Origin of the sequence: Bradyrhizobium sp. CCGB12, assembly GCF_024199845.1 — a bacterium.
Taxonomy (GTDB): domain Bacteria; phylum Pseudomonadota; class Alphaproteobacteria; order Rhizobiales; family Xanthobacteraceae; genus Bradyrhizobium.
The window spans coordinates 4,896,304-4,920,343 of sequence record NZ_JANADO010000001.1 but is presented as its reverse complement, the minus strand read 5'-3'; the positions used below and the strand labels follow the sequence as shown (position 1 = coordinate 4,920,343).

The window sequence follows — 24,040 nt, the reverse complement described above, 5'->3', positions numbered from 1 at the left end:
CTCTGTACGAACTTCTCTTTCTGACGTTTAGCTCATGACACGCATTTCGCAATGCACTGTCAAAAATGTCGATGACAGCGCCAGTTGCGTTGTCATCAGCGAAAGGATCGAGACATGAACTACCAGCCACGCGGCATCAGCACCCTCCAGGGCCCCGGTTCGTATCAGAGCGAGATCGAGGCGGCCCAGGCGCTCCTCGAGACCAAGCCGACCTGGAACGGGGTGTCGGCCGAGGCGGTCGCGCGCATGCGGCTGCAGAACCGCTTCAAGACCGGCCTCGACGTCGCCCGCTACACCGCGGCGCTGATGCGGGCCGACATGGCGGCCTATGACAACGATCCGACCAAGTACACCCAGTCGCTGGGTTGCTGGCACGGCTTCATCGCCCAGCAGAAGCTGATCTCGGTCAAGAAGCATTTCGGCGGCAAGACCGATCGCACCTATCTGTATCTCTCCGGCTGGATGATTGCGGCGCTGCGCTCCGAGTTCGGCCCGCTGCCCGACCAGTCGATGCACGAAAAGACTTCGGTGCCGGCGTTGATCGAAGAGCTCTACACGTTCCTGCGTCAGGCCGACTCGCGCGAGCTGAACGACATCTTCCGCACGCTCGACAAGGCGCGCAAGGAAGGCGACAAGGTCAGGGAGAAGGAGCTGATCGAGAAGATCGACAACTTCCAGACCCACGTCGTGCCTGTCATCGCCGACATCGATGCCGGCTTCGGCAATGCGGAGGCGACCTACCTACTCGCCAAGAAGATGATCGAGGCGGGCGCCTGCGCGCTCCAAATCGAGAACCAGGTCTCGGACGAGAAGCAGTGCGGCCATCAGGACGGCAAGGTCACCGTGCCGCACGAGGTGTTCATCGCGAAGATCCGTGCCTGCCGCCACGCCTTCCTCGAGCTCGGCGTCGAAGACGGCATCATCGTGACCCGCACCGACTCGCTCGGCGCCGGCCTGACGCAGCAGATCGCCGTCAGTCATAAGCCGGGCGACATCGGCGACCAGTACAACAGCTTCCTCGATTGTGAGGAAATCACCGCGGAGAACGCTCGCAACGGCGACGTCATCATCAACCGCAACGGCAAGATGATGCGTCCGAAGCGGCTGCCCTCGAACCTCTACCAGTTCCGTCCGGGCACGGGCGAAGACCGCTGCGTGCTCGACAGCATCACCTCGCTGCAGAACGGCGCGGACCTGCTGTGGATCGAGACCGAGAAGCCGCATATCGAGCAGATCGCCAAGATGGTCGACCGCATCCGCAAGGTCATCCCGAACGCCAAGCTCGCCTACAACAACTCGCCGTCGTTCAACTGGACCATCAACTTCCGTTGGCAGGTCTACGACGCAATGAAGGAAGCCGGCAAGGATGTCAGCAAGTACAACCGCGCCGAGCTGATGAAGCCGGAATACGACGATACGCCGCTGGCGATCGAAGCCGACGAGCGCATCCGGACGTTCCAGGCGGATTCGGCCAAGCGTGCCGGCATTTTCCACCACCTGATCACGCTGCCGACCTATCACACGGCCGCGCTGTCCACCGACAACCTCGCCAGGGAGTATTTCGGCGAGCAGGGCATGCTCGGCTACGTCAAGAACGTGCAGCGCCAGGAGATCCGTCAGGGCATCGCCTGCGCCAAGCACCAGAACATGGCCGGCTCCGACATCGGCGACGACCACAAGGAGTACTTCGCGGGTGAAGCGGCCCTGAAGGCGGGCGGCGCCCACAACACCATGAACCAGTTCGGCTAACACACGCGCTTCGAGAGGAGACTGACAATGACCAACAGCAATTTCTGGGTGATCGGCGGCGAGTTCGGTTCGATGAACTTCCACAAGCTCGTGGAAGGCTCGGCCCAGGTCAAAGGCCCCTTCAAGTCCCGCAAGGAAGCCGAGGACTGCTGGAAGGAAGTGTCGGAAGAGAGCCGCCACAAGGCCGGCGTCCGCTTCTCCATCGTCGAAGAGCCGTCGCGCGTCTCGGCCTGACGCACTGAACCAAGAAGACGTCCAAGGACGGATGGTCCCATCCAGGCCCTGCCTGGGTGGGATCGTCTGTTTTTGGCACAGGTGAAACGTCTGTGGGTGCCGTAAGTATCTGGAATTGTGGACCCTTTGCGGGCGCTGTGGTTGCTGATAGGTTAACCATGGTGTTTGAGCACGAGGCCGACAATGTCAGAGCCCGAAACCAGCGGGACCCATCCCACCCAGCCGCGCCCGGTGCGGCTGCGCGATGCGCTGTTGCGCGCCCGGATCGAGGCCGCCGACCGGACCGGCGTGGTCGTCGACCTCAGGGATGCCGAGGTGGCGCGGCTCGAGATCCTCAACGACGCGCTCGATCCCCTGTTCGCGCAGGTGCCTGATAAGATCGACCTGTTCGACCGCGGCATCAGCCAGGGCGATACGCCGAGACTCTGGATCGACGTCGTCGCCCACATCGTGATGGGGCGTGACAAGCGGATGTATCGCTTCGTCCAGGACACCCGCTTCGGCCGCATCGTGCTCGCCGAATCGCACGACACCGCCGTTATCGTCGAGGCCGTCACCGACTATGTCGCGCGCCGCATGATCGAGCGCGAGCACGCGATGGTGGTCCCGCCCGAACCGCAGGCCCCGGCCACCGAGCCGCCGCGCCGCTCGCGCGTCTGGCCGTTCGTGTTCGGATTCGTGCTCGGTGCTGCCGCCTTGTTCGGCGTCGCCGTGCTGGCGGCCTTGCGGAGCTGGTGAGGCTCCCTCCATCGTCATTGCGAGGAGCCCTTGCGACGAAGCAATCCAGACTGCCTCCGCGGAGAGATCCCTGGATTGCTTCGCTGCGCTCGCAATGACGGTGATCTAGATCAACCGTGCATGCTTGATCTGTCCGATCTGAAATCCAGCGCCCAGGCTCCGCACCGTCTGCTCGCAGCGCCAGCCGGCATTGTCCTTCTCGATCGTGAACAGATTATAGGCCGCCGCCGGGTAGCGCCCGTGCGCGAGCGCGGAGGCGGAGGGTACGCCGAGCGCGGGAATGTTGCCGTTGGGCCCTTCGAACCACATCGTCGAATGAATGTGGTCGTGCCCGTGCAGGATCAGCTCGACGCCGTGGCGCTTCAAGAGCGCCAGCAAGGCGGCCGCGTCCGTCATCCGCTTCTGGCGCGCGGCCGACTTCAGCGGATGATGCACCAGCAGCACGCGGAAAACATCCTCGGCCGCGAGGCGCTCGAGGACCGCTTCGAGAGATGCGAGCTGATCGCGCCCGAGCGTGCCCGTCGCCATCAGCGGCAGGGTCGGCACTGCCGTGGACAGGCTGATCAGCGCGAGCGGCCCGCGCCGGCGCACGGCGGGAAAGACCGCCGCACCGGGCGTGTCCGCGGCGATGTAGTGCAGAAACGTCTCGCCGAAGCGATGACGCGTCGCGCTGACATAGGCGTCATGATTGCCGGGGATCGCAGTGACGCGGTCGGGCGTGCCGACGCTTTTGAGCCAGGCCAGGGCCGGCGCGAACTCGGCTTCCAGCGCCAGGTTGACGAGATCGCCCGTCACCGCGATGTGGTCGGGCGCCTGGGCCTTCATGTCGGCGACCAGCGCATCGAGCACCTCGCGGCGCTGGTATTTATGCCGGTTGCGCGTCCAGTTGACGTAGCCGAGTGCGCGCTTGCCGGCGAGCTCGATCAGCCGCGGCTTCGGCAAGGGTGGCAGATGCGGATCGGACAGATGGGCGAGCGTGAAGGGTGCCATGGCCTGCGATTGCCTCGCTATTGCTCCGCTGTAATGGCAAGGTCACAGGGAAGGCGCAAGCCAGGCGTGAACGAGCCAAGCCTGAAACCCAAGCCTGAAATCCAAGTCTGAACAAGCAAGCCTGAAGCGGGGCGTCAAGGAAGCCTGATGGGAGAACGACTGGACCGTGTCCGACGGAAAGCAGAGCCGCTGCTGCGGCGAATCTTCCACGCCTATTTCCTGCTCGTCCGCGGCATGACGCTCGGCGTCCGCGCCGTGGTGCTGGATGCCGAGAACCGGGTGTTCCTGGTCAGGCACAGCTATGTCAGTGGCTGGTATCTGCCCGGCGGCGGCGTCGACTTCGGCGAGACCATGGAAGAGGCGCTGCGGCGCGAGCTCAAGGAGGAGGGCGACATCGATCTGATCGGAGAGGTCGTGCTGCACGGCATCTTCCTCAACAGCCATGTCTCCCGCCGCGACCACGTCGCGGTCTACGTAATCAGGCAGTTCAGCCAGGACCGCCTGCCCGCGCCCAACCGCGAGATCGTCGAATGCGGGTTCTTCGCGATCACGGCCCTACCCGAGGGGACCACGCCCGGCACGCGGTTGCGGATCGCGGAAGTAGCGGGCGGCCAGGCTCCGATTGCGACGTGGCGGTGAGGGCGGCCTGTGCTAGTAGTCACCGCGTCGGTGGTCGCGACGTATGGACGAGGGATGAAGATTGTCTGAATCGACGAGGTCATGGCCATTCCGGGTCGCCGTGCTGGTTCCCTGCTACAATGAGGAAGCCGCCGTCGCGACGGTCGTCGCCGATTTCCGCAAGGCACTGCCTGCGGCTGAAGTCTACGTGTACGACAACAACTCGACCGATCGTACCGCGGCGATCGCGCGCGAGGCCGGAGCGATCGTGCGCAGCGAACGTCGCCAGGGCAAAGGCCACGTCGTGCGCCGCATGTTCGCGGACGTCGAGGCCGACGTCTACGTGCTCGTCGATGGTGATGCAACCTATGACGCGCCGAGCGCGCCCCGCATGATCGACAAGCTGCTCGATGAGCATCTGGATATGGTTGTGGGGCTGCGTGTCGATCAATCGCAAGCGGCCTACCGACGCGGTCATCGCATGGGCAACCGTCTGTTTACCGGTTTCCTGGCGTCAACCTTCGGCCACGCCTTCAAGGACATGCTGTCCGGTTACCGCGTGTTCTCGCGCCGCTTCGTCAAATCCTTCCCCGTCTTGTCCGACGGTTTCGAGATCGAGACCGAATTTGCGGTCTATGCGCTGGAATTGTCGCTTCCGGCCGCCGAGATCGAGACGCCTTATTATGCACGCCCGGAAGGCTCCTTCTCCAAGCTCAACACATGGCAGGATGGTTTGCGCATCTTCAACACGATGCTGAAGCTCAACCGATCGGAGCGGCCGCTGCGCTTCTTTTCGGCGATCGGCATCGTCTTCGCGCTGCTGTCGATCGCGCTCGGATTGCCCGTCGTCATCACCTTCCTCGAAACCGGCCTCGTGCCGCGCCTGCCGACCGCCGTGCTCTCCATGGGTCTGATGATCATGGCGTTGCTTTCGGCGTCGTCGGGACTCGTGCTCGACACCGTAACGCGCGGCCGGCGGGAAATGAAGATGCTCGCCTATCTGTCTCAACCGCCGCTCGGGAGGAACTGAAATGGCCTCTGAGGCGGATGTAATCCGATGGACCACCGCCCTCCGAGGTGATATCCCGCCGACGCCGCCCGACGGTTTTTCCGATGCGAACCGATGCCTCCGCTTGAAAGCGCTGTAATGCGATGAACGATCTCTCAGTCACCATTCGGTCGGAAGCCGCCGGCGATGCGCAGGCGATCGAGCGGCTGCACGAACGCACCTTCGGACCCGGCCGCTTTGTGCTTAGCGCATATCGCCTCCGCGAGCACGTGGATCACGTGCTCGAACTGTCCTTTACCGCTCGCGTCGGTACGTTGCTGGTCGGATCCGTGCGGCAATTGCCGATCTGCATCGGCGACACGCCGGCGCTGCTGCTCGGGCCTCTGACGGTCGAGCCTCCGTTCCGCGGCCGCGGCGTCGGTCGGCTGCTGCTCGAGCGTGCGCTGAACGACGCGAAGGCGCAGGACCACCGCTTGGTGCTGCTGGTCGGCGACGAGCCCTATTACAGCCGCGTCGGCTTCAAGCCGGTGCCGAAGGGACGAGTCACGATGCCCGGCCCGGTGGATTACGCCCGGCTCCTCGTTGTCGAGCTCGTCGAGGGTGCGTTCGAAGGCGTATCGGGGCCGGTCGGTCCGGACTGGAGCAAGACGCGAACCTGACGCGCCATCGCTTCGAAGCTCACATGAGGTAGGGTAGTGCCGGTCGATCAACAATATTATCGAGAGGTGGCGTCCGGGAGCACCGCGGAAAAACTGCTCATCGCGGCGCGCGACCGTATATTCCAGGATTTCATCGCCCACATGCAGCCGTCCGCGTCGGACGAGATCCTGGACGTCGGAGTGTCCGACGTGATCAACGACGGCGCAAATGTGCTGGAGAGAAGCTACCCGCATCAGCACAAGATCACAGCTTGCGGGCTCGGCGAAGGAGTCGCGTTCAAGGCGGCTTTTCCGCTCTGCCGTTACGTGCAGATTGAGCCGAATACGCGGCTACCGTTCGACGACAACGCGTTCGATGTCGCGACGTCCAATGCCGTGCTCGAGCATGCCGGAAGCCACGAAAATCAGATGCTCCTGGTCAAGGAGCTTTGCCGCGTTGCGAGGCGGGTGTTCATCACGGTGCCCAACAGGTTCTTTCCGGTCGAGCACCACACGGCCATCCCGCTGGCGCACTATTTCGATGGCACGTTCAGGATCGCCTGCTCGATCGCGGGCAAGTCGGAATGGACCGATGAGCAGAACCTGATTTTGATGACGCGGAAACGGCTGCTGGAGTTCACCGCGTCGATCGCCAAGTCCGCGGCGGTGGGCTACACCGGCTTGTCGCTCGGCCCGTTATCATCCAATCTCTATCTTGCATTCCGCTAAAGCAGAGCCGGCGCTCCCGCGCGGCATGATCCCAATGACGAAAATCCGTACGATCAAAGCCGTCTTCGCCGTCCTGTTTCTCGCGGTGCTGGCCAGCCATTTCTGGACCATGTCGCGATGGAGCGAGGCGCGCGGCGTCTACGACGACATCTGCTACCTGCGGCAGGCGCATCTGTTCCAGAGGTTTGGGCTGGTGGGAGGCTTCGACACCGACCTCGCCCGCGACGACGACGGCTATCTGAAAGCAAAGCTGAAGGCGATCGACTACCCCAAATGGGACGATACGACTGATGCGCCCTGTCACAACCTGATGCCGGCCACAGGGAGGGTCGTCATTCAGTACCCGCCGGGTGTCGGCCTCGTGTTGGCGTTGTTTCCGCCAGGTCACCAGGTCGTACCCATGTACATGCTTGCGACCGTTATCGTGTTCGGCTTCGCGCTATTTGCCCTTTCTCTCGCGCGCAGCACGGCGTCGGTCCTGCTGGCCGGGACGTTCGGCTGTCTTGCAATCTACCTGATGGTCAATCCGATCAAGGCGAGCTATTCGATGGCCCCGACGGCCGTCGTGTGCGCGATTGCAGGATGTCTCACGGCGCGATGGCTGACGGGTCCGCAATCTCGACCGAGGATCGGGCTGTTGGCGGCCATCGGCTTCCTGCTCGGATTGACCGTCGATTTCCGCTTGGCCAATCTCTTCCTGGCGGCCGGCTATGGCATGTTTCTCCTGGTCGCGTTCCTGGCGGAACGCACGATGTCCCGGTTCTTGCAGGGGGCGGCTTTCGGCATCGCCTTGCTGGCCGGCGTGGTGCCGACCATCGTCTCTTACGCCGTCAATGCCGGCAGCCCGTTCGCGTCGACCTACGGCAACAACCCCGATGTCAGGCCGCTGGATTTTTCATTCGCAGTGATCCGGGAGTATCTCGCCGACCCGCTCCAGACGTTGTTGATCGTCGTCGGAATTGTAAGCTCGATCTGGCTGCTGCGGCAGGCGAATGATGCTCGCCGCGTCGCGCAGCTTGCGATCGCCAATCTGGCGATCAATCTCGCCTTCTTCGTCACCTATCCGATCGCGACGCCATACTACACCATCCCCATTTCTCTCCTGACGCTGTGGAGCCTGCTGTTTGCCGTCCTGTTCCAGGAAGCGACAGAGGATGCCCCCGAAGCGGCGGCCTGGGCCAAAGCGCGATGAATTCAGGTTAAGGCATGATCCGGAAAAGTGTGAAGCGGTTTTCCGAAAAGATCATGCTCAAACAATGACCTAAAGCGCGATGACGATTCATCCTGCTCTCATCGCGCTTTAGTGCATCGGCCGCGACAGGTTTCCCCGGATTGCGCTTCGAGACTGGGCAAGATTCTAACATCGAGTGAAGGTAGGATTCGGCATGACGAATCGTACCTTCAAAACCGGCGTCAGGCGGGATCAGCCGAGCCTTCTGCCGGCGCGGGTGGAAGATTATGTGGCCGGCGACAATCCGGTTCGGGTGATCGAGGCTTTTGTTGCAGCGCTTGACCTCGGGAAGCTTGGCTTCCGCCATGCCGGATCGAGCGGCGGGGCTGGACAGCCACCTTATGACCCGGCCGACCTGCTGAAGCTTTATCTTTATGGCTACCTGAACCGGATCCGGTCGTCGCGCAACCTGGAGCGCGAAGCCCGGCGCAATCTGGAACTGATCTGGCTGATGAAGCGCCTGGTGCCGGGCTATCGCACCATCGCCAAGTTCCGCCAGGAGAACTGGAAGACGCTCAAGGCGGTGAACCGGGAGTTTGTGCTGATGCTGCGCGAACTCGGTCTGATTGGCGGAGAGGTTGTGGCGATCGACGGTGCGTTTTTTGATGGCAACGCCAGCAAGGCGAGCATCAAAACGCAGCGCAAGCTCGCCAAGCGGCTGGCGGAGATCGAGCAGGATATTGAAGCCTATGGTGCCACGCTCGAGGCCAACGACAGCGCCGAGGTGGAACGTCCACCCGCGGGGCGGGATGGCGGAGGCGATGGCAGTCGCGGCGGAGACCTCGCACAAGAGGTGGCGGCGTTGATGGCCAAGCGCGCCAGCTTGCAGGCCGATCTGGCACGACTGGAGGAGAGCGGGCAGACGCAGCTGTCGCGAACCGATCCGGATGCCCGCCTGTTGTCGAAGAACGGCCAGGTGGTGGCAGGCTATAACGTTCAGATCGGCGTCGACGACAAGCACGCTCTGATCGCGGCGAGCGAGGTCGTCAACGACGGCAACGATAGCGGCCAGCTTTACGACATGGCCAAGGCCGCAAAGGACGAGCTTGGCGTCGAGACGCTGACGGTTCTCGCCGATACCGGCTACTACAACGGCCATACGCTCAAGGACTGCGAGGAGAACGGCATTGCCGCCTACGTTCCGCTGGCCAAGCGAACCACGCGGCTCGAAGCGCAGGATCGCATCAGCCATGAGGCGTTCGCCTACGACGCCGAAGCGGATGTCTATCGCTGTCCCGCCGGCAAGCAGCTGCGTCCCACGGACGGTCGCAAGACCAACGGCAACCGGATCGAGATCAGGTATGTCAGCCGCAAGTCAGATTGCGACGCCTGCCCGCTGCGCGCGCGCTGTGTCACCGTCAAGATCCCGACGCGCACCGTCCAGCGCTGGGAGCATGAAGCGGTGCTGGATCGGCATCGCGCGCGGATGCAGGGCGCCGAGGCCCAGATGCGCCGCCGCGCCGAACTCGCCGAACACCCCTTCGGCACCATCAAATGCCGGGCCGGCTACCGCCACTTCCTCGTCCGCGGCTTCGACAAAGTCTGTGGCGAATGGAGCCTGATGGCGCTTTGCTACAATTTCTCCCGAGTCCTCAGCATTCTCGGCCTCGACGCCTTCATGGCCTATCTGGCAAGCCGGCTTCCGCATTTGGCACTCTTGCTGCTCAACGCCATCACCGACATCACCGACATCATCACCCGGATACGGCCCGCTCCAGCGCCAATCCGAGCCCAAATCCGTCCAATTTTCCGATATGCCGCGTAAGCCGCGCCCAAACAAATACTTGCCCAGCCTCTTCGCTTCATCCGGGCTACAATTCTTGTCTGGAGGGAGGATCAACGATGCAGGTGCGGCCAGCTGATATCGGTGAGATCGATCATCTCGCGCAGCTGTGGCACGACGTCTGGCATGGTTCGCACGCCTCGCTAGCGCCGCCCGAGCTGGTCCGCCTCCGCACGCTCTCGAGCTTTCGCGATCGCCTCGCGGTCATGCTTCCCAATGTCTGCGTCGTCGGCGCGGCCGGCGCGCCGCTCGGCTTCTGCGCCATCAGGGGTGACGAATTGTACCAGCTCTTCGTGTCGTCACAAGCGCATGGGTTGGGGGTGGCCGCGGCGCTGATCGCCGATGCGGAGGCACGGCTCGCCGCGCGCGGAGTGAGCCTGGCCTGGCTGGCGTGTGCCGTGGGCAACAATCGCGCCGCACGGTTCTACGAGAAAAGCGGCTGGCGCAAGGCCGGCACCTTCGTGATGCTGTCGGAGACGTCGAACGGACCGTTCCCCGTCGACCAATGGCGCTTCGAGAAGCCGCTGACGCGTGCGACGTGAGGTCCGTAGCCCGGATGGAGCGTAGAGACTGGGCAAGATTCTAACATCGAGTGAAGGTAGGATTCGGCATGACGAATCGTACCTTCAAAACCGGCGTCGGGCGGGATCAGCCGAGCCTTCTGCCGGCGCGGGTGGAAGATTATGTGGCCGGCGACAATCCGGTTCGGGTGATCGAGGCTTTTGTTGCAGCGCTTGACCTCGGGAAGCTTGGCTTCCGCCATGCCGGATCGAGCGGCGGGGCTGGACAGCCACCTTATGACCCGGCCGACCTGCTGAAGCTTTATCTTTATGGCTACCTGAACCGGATCCGGTCGTCGCGCAACCTGGAGCGCGAAGCCCGGCGCAATCTGGAACTGATCTGGCTGATGAAGCGCCTGGTGCCGGGCTATCGCACCATCGCCAAGTTCCGCCAGGAGAACTGGAAGACGCTCAAGGCGGTGAACCGGGAGTTTGTGCTGATGCTGCGCGAACTCGGTCTGATTGGCGGAGAGGTTGTGGCGATCGACGGTGCGTTTTTTGATGGCAACGCCAGCAAGGCGAGCATCAAAACGCAGCGCAAGCTCGCCAAGCGGCTGGCGGAGATCGAGCAGGATATTGAAGCCTATGGTGCCACGCTCGAGGCCAACGACAGCGCCGAGGTGGAACGTCCACCCGCGGGGCGGGATGGCGGAGGCGATGGCAGTCGCGGCGGAGACCTCGCACAAGAGGTGGCGGCGTTGATGGCCAAGCGCGCCAGCTTGCAGGCCGATCTGGCACGACTGGAGGAGAGCGGGCAGACGCAGCTGTCGCGAACCGATCCGGATGCCCGCCTGTTGTCGAAGAACGGCCAGGTGGTGGCAGGCTATAACGTTCAGATCGGCGTCGACGACAAGCACGCTCTGATCGCGGCGAGCGAGGTCGTCAACGACGGCAACGATAGCGGCCAGCTTTACGACATGGCCAAGGCCGCAAAGGACGAGCTTGGCGTCGAGACGCTGACGGTTCTCGCCGATACCGGCTACTACAACGGCCATACGCTCAAGGACTGCGAGGAGAACGGCATTGCCGCCTACGTTCCGCTGGCCAAGCGAACCACGCGGCTCGAAGCGCAGGATCGCATCAGCCATGAGGCGTTCGCCTACGACGCCGAAGCGGATGTCTATCGCTGTCCCGCCGGCAAGCAGCTGCGTCCCACGGACGGTCGCAAGACCAACGGCAACCGGATCGAGATCAGGTATGTCAGCCGCAAGTCAGATTGCGACGCCTGCCCGCTGCGCGCGCGCTGTGTCACCGTCAAGATCCCGACGCGCACCGTCCAGCGCTGGGAGCATGAAGCGGTGCTGGATCGGCATCGCGCGCGGATGCAGGGCGCCGAGGCCCAGATGCGCCGCCGCGCCGAACTCGCCGAACACCCCTTCGGCACCATCAAATGCCGGGCCGGCTACCGCCACTTCCTCGTCCGCGGCTTCGACAAAGTCTGTGGCGAATGGAGCCTGATGGCGCTTTGCTACAATTTCTCCCGAGTCCTCAGCATTCTCGGCCTCGACGCCTTCATGGCCTATCTGGCAAGCCGGCTTCCGCATTTGGCACTCTTGCTGCTCAACGCCATCACCGACATCACCGACATCATCACCCGGATACGGCCCGCTCCAGCGCCAATCCGAGCCCAAATCCGTCCAATTTTCCGATATGCCGCGTAAGCCGCGCCCAAACAAATACTTGCCCAGCCTCGTAGCGTAATCCGGGAAGGTCTTTCCGTAGGGTGAGAACCCGGATTTCGCTCCGCTCCATCCGGGCTACGAAGCTGAGAGTTGGAAGCACCTGGACGGTGCCTCATACTCCGTCATTGCGAGCGCAGCGAAGCAATCCAGAATCTTTCCGCAGAGGCAGTCTGGATTGCTTCGCTGCGCTCGCAATGACTGTGTCGGGGTCCTGTGAGACCCCGACTGATGGTTCAGAACTTGAAGTTCGCGAATGCCCGCACGCCGATGCCGGGCATCAACACCTCGTCCTTGGTGTAGGACACCGAGTTGCGGATGTTCTCGTTGAGCAGGTTGTTGCCGACGATGCCGGCCATCATCTCGCGTGCACCGAACCAATTGCGGTCGAGCTTGGTCTTGTAGCTGACCTCGGCCTTCAACAGATTGTAGCCCGCCGTCGGCGTCTCCGCGATCACGGCAACGTTGTCCTGCGCGAAGGCGTGCAGCAGGTTGACGCGCATCAACCAGTTGTCGTCGCGCCAGAACAGGCCGCCGCCCATTCTGAGCGGCGGAATCCGCGGCACGTTGGTGCCGTCGGAGAAGGTGGCACGAACGAAGTCGAGCTGGTTCTCGATGCCCCAGATGCCGCCCTGGAAGGCGCCGACGTCGAGCTGCGACTGGAATTCGCCGCCGCGGAAGTTCGCATTGCGTTGCGAGTAGACGGCCTGGTTCAGCTCCGCGCCCGGCGTGCCGCAGGACGCAAAGTCGTCGTCGCACATCACGCCCGTGAGGCGGCGATAGATGAAATTGTCGAAGTGCGTGTAGTAGACGGTCGCCTCGAACCGGAACGGTCCCGTCGCCCTGCGCACGCCGAGCTCGACCGATTTCGCCGTCTCGATGGTGAGATTCGGATTGCCGATGTCGAACGTCGCCGTCGCGTCGTGGCCACCGCGTGAAAACAGCTCGGCCGCCTTCGGCGCGCGCTCGACATATTGCGCAGTGATGCTGCCGACCATGCCGCCCGGCAGGTCCTGCAACAGACCGATGCTGCCGCTCTTCGGCGTGAAGGACGGATTGCGCGCGATCGCGGCCTGCGGCGTGCCGTCGGGCAGGTAATCGGCGGGGAAGTCAGGCGTCGTGCCATGCAGCTCGACATGCTCGATGCGGCCGGCGATCTGCGCCCGCGTCGCCTCCGTGAACTTGAACTCGTTGAAGGCGTAAGCAGCAACGCGCGTGCTGTTGTTGGGGTCCCACAGGCCGTTGAACAGCGTGCCGGGATTGTCCGGGCTCGGCGCGGTCAGTTCCTGATGGCCGACCTGGAAGCCCAGCGCCGTCGTCACCTCGGCGAAGCGGGCGTTGAACGGCATCAGCTGCACCTCGGTGCGGATCTCCTGCTCCTTGTTGGTGAAGGTCTGGCGCACGCCGTCGCTGTTGGGATCGGCGGGATCGGCAAGACCGATCTCGTTGTGACGGTAGTCGGTCGCGCCGGCCCAGAAGCGGACCGCGTCGATCGCGGCGGCGTCGGGATGGTATTCGCCCTTGACGTTGATCTTGGTCTGGTGCGCGTCGATCCGCGTGTTGTGGTCGGCGCCGTCGATGCCGGGGATGTGGTAGAGCGAGTCGTTCTGCGTGATCGACGCGCCGATATAGCCGCCCTGGAAGAAGTAGGAGCCGCCGATCGAGGCGCCGTCCGAACGCGTCGCCGAGTTGGGCTGACGGCCGTTCACGGGGCGCGACTGGTCGTTCAGATAGGGATAGCTCGGAATGCTGTAGTCCGAGGTCGTGCGGCCATAGGCGTCGGCATGGAAGGCAAAATTGCCGCCGCTGGTGTCGAGCAGCACGCCGCTTTCGACGCCGCGATCGACCGAGCTGAAGGCGGTGCGGGTCTCGGCGGTGACGCAAGGCGATGTTTCCGCCGTCGCGAGCGGGGCCTTGGTCGGCAGGCCGTAGGTCTGGAACGACGGCGCGCAAGCAGGCATCGCGTCCGGAATCCGGCTGTTGGTGGCGCTGACGACGCCGCCGATCGAGGTCGAGCCGTAGCGCAGCGCGGCGGGCCCGCGCACCACCTCGACCTGATTGGTCGCGAGCGGATCGATCGGAACGAAATGGTCCTCACCGAGATCTGAGGCGCCGTTCGCATTGGTGCCGTTCTCGACGATGCCGACGCGGTTGACGTCGAGGCCGCGTATGATGGGCCGGCTGGAGGCGCCGGGCGCGAAGCTCGAGCCGGTGATGCCGGGTTTTGAGAACAGGAGGTCGCCGAGCTGACCGCCGCCCTCGCGGCGGATCTCCTCGTTCGGCACCACCGTGACCGTCGCGAACTGGTTGGTCACGATTGGCAGCACGCCCTGCTGAGGTGCGGCGGCGGGCGCCGCAGTCGCTGGCGCGGCGTCCGCCGCGCGCTCGCGATTGCGCGTGTTCGCGCCGCGCGCGACGCGGACGGGTTTGCGGGTAGGAACCACCGCTCGGCGCACGATCGGGCTCGGCGCCGTCACGGTGACGGCAGGGATCTCGGTCGACGATTTGTCCTGGGCGGGCGCTTGGGCGGGCTCTTGCGCGAACGCGGATGTAGCGGCGGCGCCGAGCAGGAGCAGGCTTGCTCCGCCGAGACGCTGCACGCGTCGCAATTGAAATGACATGGTCCTGATTCCAGTCAGGCCGTCCGCATGATGGTCTGTTGATCGGAGGCGGCCTGCCGTCGCAGCGCGACGGAATTCGACTTCAACGGTTCCCAGGCCGTCGCCGACATGCGGCGAGGCCGGGCGTGATCAAGCGTTGGAGGTCAGGACGCGGGAGGGGCGCGGGGCTGGAACGCCGTGCCGGCCGATTTCAGATGGATGAATTCGGCGTCTGTGGTGCGATAGAGCAGGTCGATCGCCTGCGGCAGCAGCAGCACCGGCGGCGTCGCGAACACGATCGTGCCCGCCATCGCGACGACGGCGCAGATCGCGCAATGGTCGTCGCCCGGATGCTCGCGGTCGGGGCTTGAGGGCGACTGCTTGCGGACCGCGGCGCGGTCGATCGCAGCAACGCCATTGGCACCGTCGGTCTGCTGCAGCGACGATTGGGCGAGGGGCGCGGCGTGCACGGCCCAGTGGGTATGGCCGAACGTCAGCGCGAACTGCACCAGCATCGCGAACAACGCGAGCCGGGCGCCGTGCCTGATATTCGACCGGAACCACTTCATCTGGAAACGCCACCCCCACATCGCGAGGCGCCAAATCCCCTGACGTCGCGATGTTATATTGTAACATCGCAGGAAGCGGGAACGAATGTCAACCGCGGGCGGAGGACGCGCGCAGGCAGCGGAACCAATGTGTCGTTGGGGCAACTAAAGCGCGTTGAGGCTAGATTTGCAGCAACGAAGGAGGTGCGCTCCCACTCCCGCTTGCGGGGAGGTTAGAACGACCTGCAGTCAAGCTTAAAGCCGCACATTTTACGAATTCACCGCCCTTCGCGCACCCACGTCGCGGCGAATGCACCGAGCAGCAGCAGCAGGCCGATCACGCCGGCGAAGATCGGCAGCACGCCGACGCCCTTCACGACGCTGGCATCACGCATCCGCACCCCCATCCAGTTATCGCCATGGAAGACGCTCGCTGAGCGCACCGGCAGGATGCGCGGCAGCTCGACGTCTGAGCCGTCGACCACGCGCACGGCGTTGCCGCCGGTCGCCTGGGTCAGCGGCCTCAAGGTGTCGACGGTAGAGGTAACCTCCGAAAACTCCTTCGGATTGGTCGGGCCGACATTGATCAGCGCCTTCAGCGTGCCGTCGGTCGCCTGCCACAGGCCAAGCTCGCTCGCCGGCAGGCTGGCGCGCCACTCGCCGGGATCGCCCGGGCTCAGCGTCAGGTCCTGCGACACGCCCGATGGCGAGGTCACGCTGACCGGCTGGACGCTGTCCGCCATGGTCTGTCGCACCACGACGAGATTCTTGCCCTGTACTTGGAGGCGCAGCGCTTCCTCATCGAGATCCGGCTGCTTCATCAGCCAGTGCGACATTCGGCGCAACAGGTCGAGATGCGGGCCGCCGCCCTCATAGCCGCGCGCCCATAGCCAGATGTGGTCGGACAGCAGCAGCGCGACGCGGCCCTCGCCAAAGCGCGACAGGAACAAGAGCGGCTTGCCGTCGACGCCGGTCATGACCGGCGGGTTGACGGCATTGCGGGTGTCGACGGTGCGGAAGAACCGGCTCCAGCGCGGCGGCTCGGATCCCGAGCCTTCCAGCCCGCGCGTGACCGGATGACGTTTGCCGATCTCGGACAGATGCGCATAGAACGGCTTTTCCGTCACGCCGATGGGTTCGGCCGGCAGCACCGAATCCAGCGGTGTGCGCCAGATGCTGGTGTTGGAGGCGTAGTCGGGACCGGCCGAGACCAGCACCGCGCCGCCGCCGCGGACATAGCGCGCGATGTTATCGAAATAGGCGATCGGCAGCACGCCCTGGCGGGCATAGCGGTCGAAGATGATCAGCTGGAATTCGTTGATCTTCTGCTGGAACAGCTCGCGGGTCGGAAACGCGATCAGCGACAATTCGTTGATCGGCGTGCCGTCCTGCTTCTCCGGCGGCCGCAGAATGGTGAAATGCACGAGATCGACGCTGGCGTCGGACTTGAGCAGATTGCGCCAGGTCCGCTCGCCCGAATGCGGCTCGCCCGAGACCAGCAGCACGCGCAGCTTGTCGCGCACGCCGTCGATGGCGACGACGGCGCGGTTGTTCACCGGCGTCAATTCGCGCTCGAGCGGCGAGGCCTCGATCTCGACGATGTTCGGCCCGGCATGCTTGATGTCGACGTCGACGCTGGCAGCCTGGCCGCTCGACAGCGTGCGCTCGTTGATGACCTCGCCGTCGCGGCGGACCGTGATCTTGGCACGCTCGCCGGAGACGCCCTGGTCGTCGAGGCGGTAGCTGATGGTCTGGGTCTGCCCGACGATGCCGAAACGCGGCGCCGCGGTGACCGCGATGCGGCGGTCGCGCTCGTCCTTCTGTCCGGTGACCAGCGCGTGCACCGGCGCCTGGAAGCCGAGCGCGGCGGCGTTTGCCGGAATGTCGTGGACGCGGCCGTCGGTGATCAGGAACGCGCCGGCGACGCGGTCGACCGGCACATCCGACAATGCCGAGGCGAGGGCGCCGAACAGTTTGGTGCCGTCGGTCTCGCCATCAGCCTGTCCGGCATCGACGACGCGGACTTCGAGGCCCTTGATCTTCTTCAGGCTGTCGACCAGCGCTTCCTGCGCTTGCGCAGCCTCGCGATTGCGGTTGCCGAAATTCTGGCTCGGGCTCTTGTCGACGACGACGGCCGCGACCGAGGTGAGGGGATCGCGATCCTCGCGGGTGAAGGAGGGGTTGGCGAGCGCCAGCAGGAACAGCGCCAGCGCGGCGACGCGCACGGCCGCGCCGCGCGCCCGCGCAAGCAGCAGCACCAGCGCGACGACGACGATCGCGGCGAGCGCGAGCCACAGCACGATCGAGGGAACAAGCGGCGTAAACGCGATGCCGTAATTCATGTCGATCCTATTGCCCCAGCCGTTCAATCAACGCCGGTGCGTGCACCTGGTCGGCCTTGTAGTTGCCGGTCAGCGTGTACATCACGATGTTGGCGCCGGCGCGGTAGGCGAATTCGCGCTGGCGGGTGTCGCCGCCGGTCACCGGCAGCATGGCCTGGCCGTCGGGCCGCACCGCCCAGGCGCCGGCAAGGTCGTTCGAGGTGATGATGATCGGCGAGACGCCGTCGCCGCCGCGCGCCGGCCGCTGTGCGGTGTCCTCGTCTTCGTCGCGCGGCAGGGTCTCGACCCAGGTCTGGCCGGTGACGAAGCGGCCGGGGAAGTCGCGCAAGAGGTAGAAGGTCTTGGTCAGCACGTGCTCGCGCGGCACCGGCTCCAGCTCGGGCACGTCGAGAGCGGACAGGATTTCGCGCAGCGTCTGCATGCCCGGGGTCTGCGCCGCGCCGTTCGCGCCGGGCGGTGCCTCGATCGCGTCGCGGGTGTCGAACAGCACGGTGCCGCCCTGCTTCATGTAGGCGTCGATCTTGTTGATGGCATCCTGCGGCGGCTTCGGCGCGCCGGGCACGATCGGCCAGTAGATCAGCGGGAAGAAGGCGAGCTCGTCGCGCGCGGGATCGACGCCGACGGGATCGCCGGCCTCGAGCGCCGTGCGCTGCGCCAGGAACAGCGTCAGCCCGTTCATGCCGGCCTTGACGATGGAATCGACGTCGGCATTGCCGGTCACGACATAGGCGAGGCGGGTCTGCGACACCGCTTTCATTGCGAACTCGTCCGCGGCGCTGTCCGCGCGCGCGGGCGCCGGCGACAGCGAGACGAGGCCTGCAAGCGCGAGCCCGAGCACGATCATAGCCGGCGCGGCGCGCCGGCGCAGCAGTGCGGCAATGCCGCCGCCGAGCAGCGCGACGATGATGGCGTCGATCAGGAACAGCGCGAGGGCCGTCGACAGCAGCCAGCCGCGCAAGTCCCGCGGCTCGGCATTGGTGTAGGTGGCGTGCCGGGCGCGCAGGCTCGCGGTGTTCAGGGCTGCGATACGGTCGGCGCTAGCAAGCGTGTTCACGGCGAGCGGTCCTTCGGCCGGACCATAGAAGCCCGGCGGATGATCGGGTGTGGCGCGGTCGCGATAATCCGCGGGCAGCGGCTTTGCGGTGGCCGGCGGCGGGCCGAAGGCGCCGAAGCCGTCGAGAATATGCAGCGGCGCCACCGTCTCGGTGGTCGCTTCGCTGGCGACCCCGGCGCCGGGCTTCGCCGTGTAGCCGGACATGTCGACCACCCGCCGCAGCATCTCGACGAAGGTGCCCGACATCGGCAGATCCGACCAGCGCATGTCGGCGCTGACGTGGAACAGGCTGACCACGCCCTTGCCGCGATGCTCGCCGGTCACCAGCGGCGTGCCGTCTTCCAGCGACGCCCAGCTCTTGGTGGCAAGCACCGCGTCGGGCTCGGCCAGCACCTGGCGGTTCACGGTGACGTCCTTGGGGACCGCAACGCCGGCAAACGGACCGTCGGCGGCGAAGTTGGCCAGATGCTGCGGCTTCTCCCAGGTCAGGCTGCCGCCGAGCGTGCGGCCGCCCTTGCGCAGCTTGACCGGCACGAGGTCGTCTTCGGCCTGCGCCAGCCGGGGCCCCGCGAACCGCACCAGCACGCCGCCCTGGTTGATCCAGGCATTGAGGCGCTCGCGCAGCTCAGGCGCGATGGTGCCGACATCGGCGAGGATGATCATCGGCAGCTTCTGGTCGAGGAACTGCGTGATGCCCTGCTGCGGCGAGCCCTTGTCGGCGAGCCGCACGTCGGCGAACGGCGCCAGCGCGCGGGTGAGGTAAAAGGTCGGCGCCAGCAACGGCTGCGCGGTTTCGCTGGTCGAGCCCGAGACGATGCCGATGGCGCGGCGGCGCCAGCGCTTGTCCAGCAGTTGCACCGCGCCGGCGGAGCGCTCGCCTGAGATTTCGAGCCGCGTGATGTCGTTGCGCAGCTCGACCGGCAGGTCGAACGAAGCGTCGGTCTCCGTGTCCTGCGGGCCGAAGGAATAACGGGCTTCGCCGATCGGTGAGGCCTTCTGGTCCAGCGCGCGCACGGTGCCGACGGCAATGCCGCTGTCGGTGCGCAGCACCTTCACCGTCATCCTGGCGGCGGCGTTCTCGGCCGCGACCAGCGCCAGCGGCGCGGAGGTGCCGCCTTCGAACACGGTCAGGCTGCGATCGCCGATGGTCTTGCCGAGGCCCGTCACGAATTCCTCGCCGCGCCCGGTGTCGACGCCGTCGGACAGCCAGGCGATCTCGCAGTCGCCGGTCGCTTTAAGGAAGCGGTCAATCGCGGTCAGGGTCTCGACGCGGTCGATCGAATAGGGCTTTGGCGCGAGCTGGCGCAGCGCGACGCGCGCCGCACCGGCCGGCATCAGGGTGATGTCGCGGTTCGGCTCCGACAGCGGCACCAGCGCGATGGCGCGGCGATCATTGTCGGCGTTGGCGATCAGCTCGTCGGCGGCCCTGAGCCTGACGTCCCAGTGCGACGCCGCGCTCCAGCCGTCGTCGAACATGATCATCAGCGGCGCCTTGCTGCCCGCGGCGCCCGTTTGCGGATTCCAGATCGGGCCGGCGGCGGCGAAGATGACCAGCGCCGCAGCAAGCAGGCGCAGGGCGGTCAGCCACCACGGCGTCCGCGAGGGCGTCTCTTCCCTTGGCGCGATGTCGAACAGCAGGCGGGTCGGCGGAAACTCGATGCGGCGCGGCCGCGGCGGCATCACGCGCAGCAGCCACCACAGCACCGGCAGGCTGACCATGCCAATCAGGAGCAGCGGTTCGGTGAAGGCGAGCGGCAGTCCCATCATGCGGCCGGCCCCGCCTTGATCGTCGTGATGCGGGCGCCCGACTTGCTCACCTGCATGCCGGCATGCAGGAACAACAGCAGTTCGGCGGCCGAACGGTCGGTCGCGTGCGTCGCGAACAGCCAGTCGAGCTTGGTGGTCTCGGCGCGGATCTGCTCGCGGTGCAGTGCGAGGCGTGCGGTGTAATCCTGCGCCCAGGTCTCGGCACGGCCGGCGGTGATCACGCCAAAGCCTTCCGGCTCGACGAACTCGACGCGGCCGGAATAGGGGAACGACTCCTCGGCGGGATCGACGATCTGCACCATCGTGCCATGCGCGCCCGAGCCGGAGAGCCCGGCGAGCGTCGTCTTGATCTCGGATATCGGCGACCAGAAATCCGACAGCACGATGATCTCGGCCAGCGCCGCAGGCACGAAGGACGGCGGCAGGCTCAGCCGGTCGGCATCGTCATGCAGCATCGCCTGCGCCATCTTGTCGATGACGCTGCGGCTCGCGGTCGGCGCCATCAGCCCGGGAATGCCGACGCGTTCACCGCCGGACACCAGCAGCTCGGCCAGGGCGAAGGCGACGATCAGCGTGCGTTCGAGCTTGGATTCGCGCGCGGTCTTCGAGGCGAACGCCATCGACGGCGAGCGGTCGGGCCAGATCCAGACCGTGTGCGAGGCTTCCCATTCGAGCTCGCGGACATAGAGATGGTCGTCACGGGCCGATCGGCGCCAGTCGACATTCTGCGCCGGCTCGCCGGAGACGAAGCGGCGATATTGCCAGAAATTTTCGCCGGAGCCGGCGCGGCGCCGGCCGTGCAGGCCGTGGATTACGTTGGCGGCGATACGGCGGGCCTCGAGCACCAGGCGCGGCAGCGAAGCGGCGAGCGTGCGGCTTTCGCCATCGGCACGTCGAATCGCGATGATCTCCTTCGCCGTGTGCCCGTTCTCTGCCGCCATCAACCGATCCGTGTCTTCAACTGCCGGATCACGTCCGGAATTGTGCGTCCCTCGGCGCGTGCCTGGAAGGTCAGCGCCATGCGGTGCTTCAGCACCGGCTCGGCGAGGTCGAGCACGTCGTCGATCGAGGGCGCGAGGCGCCCGTCGATCAGCGCACGCGCGCGCACGGCGAGCATCAGGGATTGGCTGGCGCGCGGGCCGGGGCCCCAGGCAATGAACTTGCCGGCTTCGCCGGCGTCCGGTCCCGGACGGGCCGAGCGCACCAGCGACAGGATGGCTTCGACGACGGAATCGCCCACCGGCAGGCGGCGGACCAGCCGTTGCGCGGTGATCAGCGCATCCGCGCTCATCGATCCCTTCGCCAACGTCTCCTCGGCTCCGGTGGTCTCGAACAGGATGCGGCGCTCGGCATCGCGATCGGGATAGTCGACGTCGATCTCCATCAGGAAGCGGTCGAGCTGCGCCTCGGGCAGCGGATAGGTGCCTTCCTGCTCCAGCGGGTTTTGCGTGGCAAGCACGTGGAAGGGCTTGGGCAGATCGTGGCGCGCACCCGCAACCGTGATGTGCTGCTCCTGCATGGCCTGGAGCAGCGCCGATTGCGTGCGCGGGCTGGCGCGATTGATCTCGTCGGCCATCAGGAGCTGCGCGAACACGGGACCGGAAATGAAGCGGAAGGCGCGCTTGCCCGCGGTGCTCTCATCTAACACCTCGGCGCCGAGAATGTCCGACGGCATCAGGTCGGGCGTGAACTGGATGCGCTTGGCGTCCAGACCGAGCGTGACGCCGAGCGTCTCGACCAGCTTGGTCTTGGCCAGACCCGGCACGCCGATCAGCAGCGCATGGCCGCCGGAGAGGATGGTGACGAGGGTGTTCTCGATCACGCGGTCCTGGCCGAAGATGACGGAGCCGATCGCCTCCTTCGCCGCACGAATCTCGCTCGACACCTGCTCGGCCGAACGGACGATTCCGTCCTCGAGTTTCTCGACACTCTCCGCCATTCGCTCGCTCCTTCAACCTGCCACGCGACTTGCCTGCGACGTCACGTCAAACACATCACCTCAGGTCATCACGTCAGATCATGGGCCCTATGCTAGACTTGCAGGAAGGCCATGTATTCGTTGAATTAACCTATCCCCACCTTATCGGCTTCGGGTTATGTACGGCATCACGAAGTGGCGACCTCCCACACCGGACTAATCCGGGATGGAACCGGGCGCCGACATACAACGTAGACCTGCACCAATCGTGCCAAACGACATTCGTGCCAAGTGACAAAGTCAGGGCAAACCATGGCGAACCAAGGGCAGAGTGCCGATCGCGGTCTTGAGGGGCTGACGGCCGCCGCCAAAAGTGCTGCCAACGCCGAAGGCGCCAAGAAGGGCCTGCCGCCGGTGCATCTGTGGAATCCGCCGTTTTGCGGAGATCTCGATATCCGAATCGCCTCCGATGGTACTTGGTTCTACATGGGGACACCAATCGGCCGTCACGCGCTGGTGCGGCTGTTCTCGACCATCCTCAAGCGCGAGGGCGACAAGCACTTCCTGGTCACGCCGGTGGAGAAGGTCGGCATTCGCGTCGATGACGCGCCGTTCATGGCGGTCGAGATGCTGAAGGCCGGCGAGGGCCGCGATCGCGTGCTGAGCTTCCGTACCAATGTCGACGATTGGGTCACCTGCGATGCCGCGCACCGGTTGCGCTTCGAGCCGGCGAAGGACGGCGGGCTGACGCCCTATCTGCATGTCCGCGCCGATCTCTGGGCTAAGGTCACCCGCGCGCTCTATTACGATCTGGTTGACATGGGCGAGCAGCGGATGGTCGATGGCCAGCCGATGTTCGGCGTCGAGTCGGCCGGCGAATTCTTCGCCATGGCCGATGCGGAGCAGGTGAGGGCCGCGCTTTGAACAAGCCTATCCTGAAGAACGATCCGGTCGCCATTGGCGCGGCGGATTTCTTTGCCCGCTCCAGGGCCAGGCTCGATTTCGACGTTCCGCCCGGCCTGTATGATCCGAACATCATTCCGACCTCGGGCGATCCCGGCACCGACAAGATGCTCGAGATCATCGCGCGCGAGCAGCCGGTGCGGCCGGCGGCGGTCCTGATCGCGGTGGTCGACCATCCCGAGCCGACCATCCTGTTGACGCAGCGCTCGGCACATCTCAACGACCACGCCGGCCAGATCGCCTTTCCCGGCGGCAAGATCGACGCGACCGATTCCTCGCCGCTCGATGCCGCGCTGCGTGAGGCCGAGGAGGAGGTCGGGCTGTCCAGAGACTTCGTCGAGCCGATCGGCTATCTCGACCTCTACGGCACCGCCTTCGGCTTCCGCATCCTGCCGACGGTCGCAAGGGTCAGGCCGGGCTTTTCGCTCACCATCAACCATTCCGAGGTTGATGACGCATTCGAAGTCCCGCTATCCTTCCTGATGAACCCGGTGAACCACCAGGTGCATAGCAAGGAATTCCGCGGCATGGAGCGCTCCTATTACGCGATGCCGTTCGCGGAGCGCTACATCTGGGGGGCGACGGCCGGTATGCTGCGCGTGCTTTATGAGCGGATCTATTCATCATGATCCGGCCGGTTCTGACCGAGATCGGAATTTTCCTCATCCCCTTTGTCGTCTATGCGCTGTTCCTGGCCGCCACCCGGTCCGGCCTGTTCGCGCGATCGTCCTGGCCGGTCACCGTCGTCGCGCGCCTCGCTTTGGTCGCGATGGTGCTGGTGATCGCGGGGATGGTCGGCATGGCGCATTACGGCGCCGGGCCGGACTCGACCTACGTTCCCGCGCATGTCGAGAACGGCAAATTCGTGCCGGGCTCGCAAAAATAAGGGC

At 65.1% G+C, this 24,040-nt stretch carries 21 protein-coding genes; 14 read left to right on the top strand and 7 right to left on the bottom strand.

All coding sequences use genetic code 11. The features are described from left to right. The first annotated feature begins 114 nt into the window (after positions 1-114). The 3 genes from NLM27_RS22990 to NLM27_RS22980 all read left to right on the top strand — a co-directional run bounded on the left by NLM27_RS22990 (position 115) and on the right by NLM27_RS22980 (position 2,721). Positions 115-1,749, top strand: a complete 1,635-nt coding sequence (locus NLM27_RS22990; RefSeq protein WP_254145490.1) for an isocitrate lyase — start codon at positions 115-117, stop codon at positions 1,747-1,749. Positions 1,750-1,776: 27 nt separating this feature from the next. Continuing rightward, positions 1,777-1,983 carry a hypothetical protein gene (locus tag NLM27_RS22985; protein ID WP_254145489.1) on the top strand — a complete coding sequence of 69 codons (207 nt, stop codon included), beginning with the start codon at positions 1,777-1,779 and terminating at the stop codon, positions 1,981-1,983. Between the two features lie 183 nt (positions 1,984-2,166). Then, positions 2,167-2,721: a hypothetical protein gene (locus NLM27_RS22980; RefSeq protein ID WP_254145488.1), complete on the top strand. Its 555-nt coding sequence runs from the start codon at positions 2,167-2,169 to the stop codon at positions 2,719-2,721. 105 nt (positions 2,722-2,826) lie between these two features. Here the strand turns inward: NLM27_RS22980 and NLM27_RS22975 are convergent, their stop codons facing one another. Beyond that, the gene (locus NLM27_RS22975; protein WP_254145487.1) at positions 2,827-3,711 is read right to left on the bottom strand and encodes a metallophosphoesterase; all 885 of its coding nucleotides are present in this window, start codon (positions 3,709-3,711) and stop codon (positions 2,827-2,829) included. A gap of 147 nt (positions 3,712-3,858) precedes the next feature. On the opposite strand from NLM27_RS22975, the gene NLM27_RS22970 reads away from it, so the two are divergent. From NLM27_RS22970 to NLM27_RS22935, 8 genes are all read left to right on the top strand, one after another. After that, positions 3,859-4,350 (top strand): NUDIX domain-containing protein, encoded by a 492-nt coding sequence (locus tag NLM27_RS22970; protein WP_254145486.1) that lies wholly within the window; start codon positions 3,859-3,861, stop codon positions 4,348-4,350. 61 nt (positions 4,351-4,411) lie between these two features. After that, positions 4,412-5,359, top strand: a complete 948-nt coding sequence (locus NLM27_RS22965; protein ID WP_254145485.1) for a glycosyltransferase family 2 protein — start codon at positions 4,412-4,414, stop codon at positions 5,357-5,359. A gap of 122 nt (positions 5,360-5,481) precedes the next feature. Continuing rightward, positions 5,482-5,997 carry a GNAT family N-acetyltransferase gene (locus tag NLM27_RS22960; protein ID WP_254145484.1) on the top strand — a complete coding sequence of 172 codons (516 nt, stop codon included), beginning with the start codon at positions 5,482-5,484 and terminating at the stop codon, positions 5,995-5,997. Positions 5,998-6,033: 36 nt separating this feature from the next. After that, positions 6,034-6,705, top strand: coding sequence for a methyltransferase domain-containing protein (locus NLM27_RS22955; protein ID WP_254145483.1), 672 nt, complete (start codon positions 6,034-6,036; stop codon positions 6,703-6,705). A 34-nt stretch (positions 6,706-6,739) separates the two neighbouring features. Beyond that, entirely contained in the window at positions 6,740-7,897 is a 1,158-nt protein-coding gene (locus tag NLM27_RS22950; protein ID WP_254145482.1) for a hypothetical protein, read from the top strand. A gap of 193 nt (positions 7,898-8,090) precedes the next feature. Continuing rightward, positions 8,091-9,701: an IS1182 family transposase gene (locus tag NLM27_RS22945; protein ID WP_254142551.1), complete on the top strand. Its 1,611-nt coding sequence runs from the start codon at positions 8,091-8,093 to the stop codon at positions 9,699-9,701. 77 nt (positions 9,702-9,778) lie between these two features. Beyond that, complete coding sequence (locus NLM27_RS22940; protein ID WP_254145481.1) at positions 9,779-10,261, top strand: GNAT family N-acetyltransferase; 483 nt, start codon at positions 9,779-9,781, stop codon at positions 10,259-10,261. 68 nt (positions 10,262-10,329) lie between these two features. After that, the gene (locus NLM27_RS22935; protein WP_254145480.1) at positions 10,330-11,940 is read left to right on the top strand and encodes an IS1182 family transposase; all 1,611 of its coding nucleotides are present in this window, start codon (positions 10,330-10,332) and stop codon (positions 11,938-11,940) included. 254 nt (positions 11,941-12,194) lie between these two features. Here the strand turns inward: NLM27_RS22935 and NLM27_RS22930 are convergent, their stop codons facing one another. The 6 genes from NLM27_RS22930 to NLM27_RS22905 form a co-directional block, all read right to left on the bottom strand. Next, positions 12,195-14,579 (bottom strand): TonB-dependent receptor, encoded by a 2,385-nt coding sequence (locus NLM27_RS22930; RefSeq protein ID WP_254145479.1) that lies wholly within the window; start codon positions 14,577-14,579, stop codon positions 12,195-12,197. Between the two features lie 143 nt (positions 14,580-14,722). Next, complete coding sequence (locus tag NLM27_RS22925) at positions 14,723-15,127, bottom strand: DUF2946 domain-containing protein (protein ID WP_254145478.1); 405 nt, start codon at positions 15,125-15,127, stop codon at positions 14,723-14,725. Positions 15,128-15,384: 257 nt separating this feature from the next. Further along, positions 15,385-17,448, bottom strand: a complete 2,064-nt coding sequence (locus NLM27_RS22920) for a hypothetical protein (RefSeq protein ID WP_254145477.1) — start codon at positions 17,446-17,448, stop codon at positions 15,385-15,387. 7 nt (positions 17,449-17,455) lie between these two features. Continuing rightward, positions 17,456-20,269, bottom strand: coding sequence for a DUF4159 domain-containing protein (locus tag NLM27_RS22915; RefSeq protein ID WP_254145476.1), 2,814 nt, complete (start codon positions 20,267-20,269; stop codon positions 17,456-17,458). Further along, positions 20,266-21,210: a DUF58 domain-containing protein gene (locus NLM27_RS22910; protein WP_254145475.1), complete on the bottom strand. Its 945-nt coding sequence runs from the start codon at positions 21,208-21,210 to the stop codon at positions 20,266-20,268. The genes NLM27_RS22915 and NLM27_RS22910 overlap by 4 nt, the downstream gene beginning before the upstream one ends. Continuing rightward, positions 21,210-22,208: a MoxR family ATPase gene (locus NLM27_RS22905; protein WP_254145474.1), complete on the bottom strand. Its 999-nt coding sequence runs from the start codon at positions 22,206-22,208 to the stop codon at positions 21,210-21,212. The genes NLM27_RS22910 and NLM27_RS22905 overlap by 1 nt, the downstream gene beginning before the upstream one ends. Before the next feature lie 291 nt (positions 22,209-22,499). Between NLM27_RS22905 and NLM27_RS22900 the strand changes: the two genes are divergently transcribed. From NLM27_RS22900 to NLM27_RS22890, 3 genes are read left to right on the top strand one after another with little or no spacing between them, the layout of a single operon-like run. After that, positions 22,500-23,111 carry a DUF1285 domain-containing protein gene (locus NLM27_RS22900; protein ID WP_254145473.1) on the top strand — a complete coding sequence of 204 codons (612 nt, stop codon included), beginning with the start codon at positions 22,500-22,502 and terminating at the stop codon, positions 23,109-23,111. Continuing rightward, positions 23,108-23,779, top strand: coding sequence for a CoA pyrophosphatase (locus tag NLM27_RS22895; RefSeq protein ID WP_254145472.1), 672 nt, complete (start codon positions 23,108-23,110; stop codon positions 23,777-23,779). Before NLM27_RS22900 ends, NLM27_RS22895 begins: the two co-directional genes overlap by 4 nt. Then, complete coding sequence (locus NLM27_RS22890; protein WP_254145471.1) at positions 23,776-24,036, top strand: DUF6111 family protein; 261 nt, start codon at positions 23,776-23,778, stop codon at positions 24,034-24,036. Before NLM27_RS22895 ends, NLM27_RS22890 begins: the two co-directional genes overlap by 4 nt. Positions 24,037-24,040 lie beyond the last annotated feature (4 nt).

What these genes read in the sequence shown, in the direction of transcription:
- NLM27_RS22990 (WP_254145490.1), top strand. Translation starts at nt 115, where the DNA reads ATGAACTACCAGCCACGCGGCATCAGCACCCTCCAGGGCCCCGGTTCG.
- NLM27_RS22985 (WP_254145489.1), top strand. Translation starts at nt 1,777, where the DNA reads ATGACCAACAGCAATTTCTGGGTGATCGGCGGCGAGTTCGGTTCGATG.
- NLM27_RS22980 (WP_254145488.1), top strand. Translation starts at nt 2,167, where the DNA reads ATGTCAGAGCCCGAAACCAGCGGGACCCATCCCACCCAGCCGCGCCCG.
- NLM27_RS22975 (WP_254145487.1), bottom strand. Translation starts at nt 3,711, where the DNA reads ATGGCACCCTTCACGCTCGCCCATCTGTCCGATCCGCATCTGCCACCC.
- NLM27_RS22970 (WP_254145486.1), top strand. Translation starts at nt 3,859, where the DNA reads ATGGGAGAACGACTGGACCGTGTCCGACGGAAAGCAGAGCCGCTGCTG.
- NLM27_RS22960 (WP_254145484.1), top strand. Translation starts at nt 5,482, where the DNA reads ATGAACGATCTCTCAGTCACCATTCGGTCGGAAGCCGCCGGCGATGCG.
- NLM27_RS22950 (WP_254145482.1), top strand. Translation starts at nt 6,740, where the DNA reads ATGACGAAAATCCGTACGATCAAAGCCGTCTTCGCCGTCCTGTTTCTC.
- NLM27_RS22945 (WP_254142551.1), top strand. Translation starts at nt 8,091, where the DNA reads ATGACGAATCGTACCTTCAAAACCGGCGTCAGGCGGGATCAGCCGAGC.
- NLM27_RS22940 (WP_254145481.1), top strand. Translation starts at nt 9,779, where the DNA reads ATGCAGGTGCGGCCAGCTGATATCGGTGAGATCGATCATCTCGCGCAG.
- NLM27_RS22935 (WP_254145480.1), top strand. Translation starts at nt 10,330, where the DNA reads ATGACGAATCGTACCTTCAAAACCGGCGTCGGGCGGGATCAGCCGAGC.
- NLM27_RS22930 (WP_254145479.1), bottom strand. Translation starts at nt 14,579, where the DNA reads ATGTCATTTCAATTGCGACGCGTGCAGCGTCTCGGCGGAGCAAGCCTG.
- NLM27_RS22925 (WP_254145478.1), bottom strand. Translation starts at nt 15,127, where the DNA reads ATGAAGTGGTTCCGGTCGAATATCAGGCACGGCGCCCGGCTCGCGTTG.
- NLM27_RS22920 (WP_254145477.1), bottom strand. Translation starts at nt 17,448, where the DNA reads ATGAATTACGGCATCGCGTTTACGCCGCTTGTTCCCTCGATCGTGCTG.
- NLM27_RS22915 (WP_254145476.1), bottom strand. Translation starts at nt 20,269, where the DNA reads ATGATGGGACTGCCGCTCGCCTTCACCGAACCGCTGCTCCTGATTGGC.
- NLM27_RS22910 (WP_254145475.1), bottom strand. Translation starts at nt 21,210, where the DNA reads ATGGCGGCAGAGAACGGGCACACGGCGAAGGAGATCATCGCGATTCGA.
- NLM27_RS22905 (WP_254145474.1), bottom strand. Translation starts at nt 22,208, where the DNA reads ATGGCGGAGAGTGTCGAGAAACTCGAGGACGGAATCGTCCGTTCGGCC.
- NLM27_RS22900 (WP_254145473.1), top strand. Translation starts at nt 22,500, where the DNA reads ATGGCGAACCAAGGGCAGAGTGCCGATCGCGGTCTTGAGGGGCTGACG.
- NLM27_RS22890 (WP_254145471.1), top strand. Translation starts at nt 23,776, where the DNA reads ATGATCCGGCCGGTTCTGACCGAGATCGGAATTTTCCTCATCCCCTTT.